This window comes from Streptomyces bohaiensis (assembly GCF_012033785.1).
Taxonomy (GTDB): Bacteria; Actinomycetota; Actinomycetes; order Streptomycetales; family Streptomycetaceae; genus Streptomyces; species Streptomyces bohaiensis.
Genome location: NZ_JAAVJC010000544.1, coordinates 1 through 1,071 on the forward strand (window position 1 = coordinate 1; position 1,071 = coordinate 1,071).

General features: G+C 76.4%; 1 protein-coding gene and 1 pseudogene. Both read left to right on the plus strand.

The genetic code is table 11. The features are described from left to right. Positions 1–213 (plus strand): annotated as a pseudogene (locus tag HCN52_RS24590) (hypothetical protein); the annotation flags it as partial. Between the two features lie 77 nt (positions 214–290). Beyond that, positions 291–1,040 (plus strand): YcnI family copper-binding membrane protein, encoded by a 750-nt coding sequence (locus HCN52_RS24595; RefSeq protein ID WP_168090611.1) that lies wholly within the window; start codon positions 291–293, stop codon positions 1,038–1,040. Positions 1,041–1,071 lie beyond the last annotated feature (31 nt).

Below are 1,071 nucleotides of genomic sequence, written 5' to 3' on the forward strand. Positions count from 1 at the left end.
CTGCCGGGCGCGCTGCGCGTCGCCGTGGCGGCAGCGCTGCTGCTCTGCGGCCGACCTCCTGCCGGCTGTGCCGCGCCCGTGCGGCCGCGCGGCACCGGGCACCATCCGACACCCGCCACCTCCGGCCGGGTCCTGGGCGACGCCGTGGTCCGTCGCGGTCCTCCCGTCGCGGTCCGCGACCGGTCGACCGACCGGCTGACCCTCGCGGCCTGACGAGCGCTCTCTTCTGGTGGGGACGGCGCCGTCCTGGCGCGCGTCCCCTCTCCTTCACCCAGGACCCAGGAGTCGTCATGACCACCCCTCTCGTTCGCCGTGCCCGTGTCGCCCTCGGCTGCGCCGTCGCCGCCGGAGCCGTCCTCGCGATGGCCGCGCCCGCGTCCGCGCACGTCACCATCGACCCCAGGGAGGTGCCCGGGGGCGGGTACGCGACCGTCAACGTGAAGGTGCCGAACGAGCGTGACGACGCCTCCACCGTCGCCGTCGAACTGCACCTCGACCCCGAGCACCCGCTCGCCTCGGTCCAGCCGCAGGCGGTGCCGGGCTGGGAGGTCGAGGTCGAGACGGCCGAGCTGGACGAGCCGCTGGAGGTCCACGGCAGCCAGGTCACCGAGGCACCCAGCAAGATCATCTGGACCGGCGGCGAGATCAGCCCCGGCACCTTCCAGCAGTTCCCGCTCTCCGTGGGCCGACTGCCCGCGGACGTGGACCAGCTGGTGCTGAAGGCGATCCAGACCTACGACTCGGACGAGGTCGTGCGCTGGATCGACGAGCCGACCGACGATGCCGAGTACCCGGCCGCGACCCTGACCCTCACCGCGTCCGCCGACGACGGCCACGGCCACGGCGGGGACGACGCGGCCGAGGGCGCCGCCGCCCCCGAGGCGGACGGCGACGGCACCGCCGCGGCCTCCGGCGTCACCGCCGAGTCCTCGGCCTCCGACACCACGGCGCGTGTGCTCGGCGGCCTGGGCCTGGCGGCCGGCGTCGCCGGTGCGGTCGTCGCCTTCCTCGCGCTGCGCCGCCCGGGCGCCGGTTCCTGACCGCCGCTCCCGCGGCGCCGCAGGGCACCGC

Excerpts from the sequence above, each read along its gene's own strand:
- HCN52_RS24595 (WP_168090611.1), top strand. The coding sequence starts at position 291 with ATGACCACCCCTCTCGTTCGCCGTGCCCGTGTCGCCCTCGGCTGCGCC.